Below are 2,925 nucleotides of genomic sequence, written 5' to 3'. Positions count from 1 at the left end.
GAGGGTGTGGGAGAGTAGGTCACCGCCGGACTTAACTTGAGTAGATGGTTTGAGGCCCTGGTACCGTTTGGTGCCGGGGCCTCACCTGTTTAACCCGTGCAGGGGAGGGGGAATTGGGCAGCTGGTGCTGCTTGGTTCCTCCTCCCCTCCTGCTTTAACGAGCTTGAGTGCTGGCCGCTAGCGCAGACCGCTCAAGGAACGACCAGGCAGGCATGGGGTTGTGAATGCAGCCATGGCTAAGCTGTGTCCCGATGTCGGACGCGCTTGAAGCGACTAAGCAGACGGCGTGGCCCTGGACCTCCGCGGCTCACTACGGGAGAGAACGCCCGCTCCGTTGCAGGTGCTTTATCCGATGGGTTCCGGTCCGCCAATCGGCAAGATCCTGCCTTTTGATGCCTCTGACAATCGATTGCTTGCACCTGGCTATCATTTCGGTAACTTGTTGCCGATTCTTGCTCCATGCTGAATGATAATGAGCAGAATGTCGCCAATCGGCGAAATGCTGCCGGAAGAGGATCCTTCATGAATTCAGTGACTGAGCTAGGGGCCGAATTGCAGCGCGTTAGAAAACAGAATGGCCTGACGCAGGAACAGCTGGCTGAATTAGCTGGCATCTCCGAACGTACGCTGCGCTCCATAGAACGAGGGGCGGGAAACCCCTCCATTGAAGCGGTGCTCTCCGTCGCAAATGTACTCGGCCTTCGAATTCGCGTGGCCAAATGAAGCCGCAACTCCAAGAGCTCAAGCTTGTTACCAAGGCTGACGTCTACTGCAACGAAAACCTCGCCGGCACTCTAGCCAGACAGTCCGACGGAAGCGTGGCCTTCAGCTATAACAAGGACTACCTTGCACATGGTGGCGCGGGCATTGCGACATCTTTGCCAGCTTCTCCGGAGGCATACGTTGGGCCTGGGGGCGCGTTGCCATCGTTCTTCTCGGGACTATTGCCCGAAGGCTATCGCCTGACCGTTCTCAAGGACGCAACTAAGACCAGCATCTCTGACGAGTTGACTCTGCTGATGGCAGTGGGCGCCGATACTCCAGGCAATGTATGCGTTGTTCCGGAAGGATCAGCACTGGAGCAAACCCCCGTGGTTGCTGAATTCAGCAGCACGGCCGAACTCGACTTCTCGGTCCTCGCGCGCACCTTGGACCGCCACTCGATCCCCGGCGTGCAAGACAAGATCAGCGCAACCATGCTGACAACACCAGTGGAGTTCAAGAACAGCGCCTATCTGCTCAAGCTTGATCCCCGGGATCATCCGCATTTGGTCGTTAATGAGGCGCAGCACCTGAAAGCAGCGCGATTGCTCAAACTTCCGGTCGCAAACAATCGGCTAGTACTGGATTCCACTGGGAGTCCGGGGCTGCTGGTCGAGAGGTTCGATCGCGAGGGTGTCGAGGGGGCGGATAGTCCCACGCGTTTGGCGTTGGAAGATGCCATGCAGGTATTGAACCTTCCGCCGGCAAGCAAGTATGCAGTGAGCACGGAACAAGCTATTGAAGCCTTAGCGCTGCAGTGCCAGGCTCCGGTGCTCGCCAGGCGCAATCTATACATGCAGTTCGTCTTTGCGTGGCTAACTGGCAACGGCGACTTGCATGGAAAGAACGTCTCGATTCTGGCGGACTTGCATGGACGGTTTAATGTAGCGCCCATCTACGACATCCCATGCACCCTGGTCTACGGCGATGACACCATGGCTTTGACTGTTGCCGGCAAGGCTAAGAATCTGAAGAAGAAGCACTGGGCGGAGCTTGCAAGGGTGCTCGGCTTGGCTGACCGGGCCACGCAGTCAGCGAACCAGTTGGCATTGAAAGCCGCATTGACTGTGGATCTCAGCGAGTTGCCTTTTGAAGGTTCACCTTTGCGTGGTGCGCAACGAGAACTCAGGTTCCGGCGCATGGAGCTGCAGTAGGCGTCTGAGCGGGACAAGTTAGTCTGCGAGCAACGTGAACGCAGGCAGCTGACTATTCTGGCTTTTCTTCGCTTGCCCCTTAAGGCCAGCCGTCCATGATGGATAGACGCGGAAACCGCGCTTGCCTGGAGCCGATGCTGAGGCGAAGACGCCCAGCTCCTCGAGGTGCTGTTGAGTAAAGCGGAAGACGCCGAAACAGCCGGCTTCCTCGATAAAGACCATAACTCCGCGCAGTCCCTCTTCGGATTCGTAGGGGGCAGTAGTCCCAGTTTCGTCCCGATGCCATATGGCTACGAACCCACCTGGCTTTGTTGGCGTGATCCGTGCGGTCCTGATCCGCCACCGCTGTCCGTCAAGCTCAGTTACCCCGGCTTGATAATCGCTCTGCTGTTCTTCGGGAGTCACCTCGCCATACGATTGCCCAGTGAGGTGGCAATAGCGTTCCAACGCCGTGAACTTCATAGACTTCATCCTGTATTCGGTAGATCATCAAGTGGAGTGGCAGCGATCGAAATATCGCTGCTATTCACCGTAGCCGAGGGTTGTGCTTACGTAGCACTGCAAGACCTGTATTGGGCCGGCATCAATGCCGACTGCTCTAGGTAGTCATTGCGCTGATGCCGCCTTGGCCGTCACGCGCATGGAACCTCCAGATGCATCGTTTCGCCATGTGCGTTCTCTTCTTGTGCCTTGCTCAGACGCACGCATGCGCCCGCATCGTCTAATCGGCTGATGTGGGCACAACTCATTGGGTTCGCGTATATGCGTACGCTTCTCAAGGGTTCAATAAACTCGCTAGGTACAGGCGCTGATGCTCTGTGCAGCTGCGAAATAATGTTTACGCGCTCAGCCCTAGCTCGGTAATAATAATTGCCAGCGATTGGGCACATGGAAAGTGCCGAATCGGCAGTTCAGGAATTAAGTGTGCACGGTCACCGTCAAAAACCACCCACCCGATTTGCAGGACCCCCAAAACCTGTGTATAGTTTTTCCTTGTCGCCGAGAACAA

General features: G+C 56.5%; 3 protein-coding genes. 2 read left to right on the top strand and 1 reads right to left on the bottom strand.

All coding sequences use genetic code 11. The features are described 5' to 3' along the window. Nucleotides 1-459 precede the first annotated feature (459 nt). Nucleotides 460-723, top strand: a complete 264-nt coding sequence (locus ACIOJF_RS17940; protein WP_402741998.1) for a helix-turn-helix transcriptional regulator — start codon at nt 460-462, stop codon at nt 721-723. Beyond that, the gene (locus ACIOJF_RS17935; protein ID WP_402741997.1) at nt 720-1,916 is read left to right on the top strand and encodes a type II toxin-antitoxin system HipA family toxin; all 1,197 of its coding nucleotides are present in this window, start codon (nt 720-722) and stop codon (nt 1,914-1,916) included. The genes ACIOJF_RS17940 and ACIOJF_RS17935 overlap by 4 nt, the downstream gene beginning before the upstream one ends. A gap of 18 nt (nt 1,917-1,934) precedes the next feature. On the opposite strand, the gene ACIOJF_RS17930 is transcribed toward ACIOJF_RS17935, so the two are convergent. Beyond that, a complete protein-coding gene (locus ACIOJF_RS17930) occupies nt 1,935-2,378 on the bottom strand; it encodes a MepB family protein (protein WP_038993720.1) in 444 nt (147 codons plus the stop codon). Between the last annotated feature and the right edge of the window lie 547 nt (nt 2,379-2,925).

Origin of the sequence: Glutamicibacter sp. NPDC087831, assembly GCF_044742845.1 — a bacterium.
Classification (GTDB): domain Bacteria; phylum Actinomycetota; class Actinomycetes; order Actinomycetales; family Micrococcaceae; genus Glutamicibacter.
The sequence above is the reverse complement of the archived record's forward strand: the minus strand, read 5'-3'. Positions and strand labels throughout refer to the sequence as shown.

Coding starts and splice junctions, on each gene's coding strand:
- ACIOJF_RS17940 (WP_402741998.1), top strand. CDS start 460: ATGCTGAATGATAATGAGCAGAATGTCGCCAATCGGCGAAATGCTGCC.
- ACIOJF_RS17935 (WP_402741997.1), top strand. CDS start 720: ATGAAGCCGCAACTCCAAGAGCTCAAGCTTGTTACCAAGGCTGACGTC.
- ACIOJF_RS17930 (WP_038993720.1), bottom strand. CDS start 2,378: ATGAAGTTCACGGCGTTGGAACGCTATTGCCACCTCACTGGGCAATCG.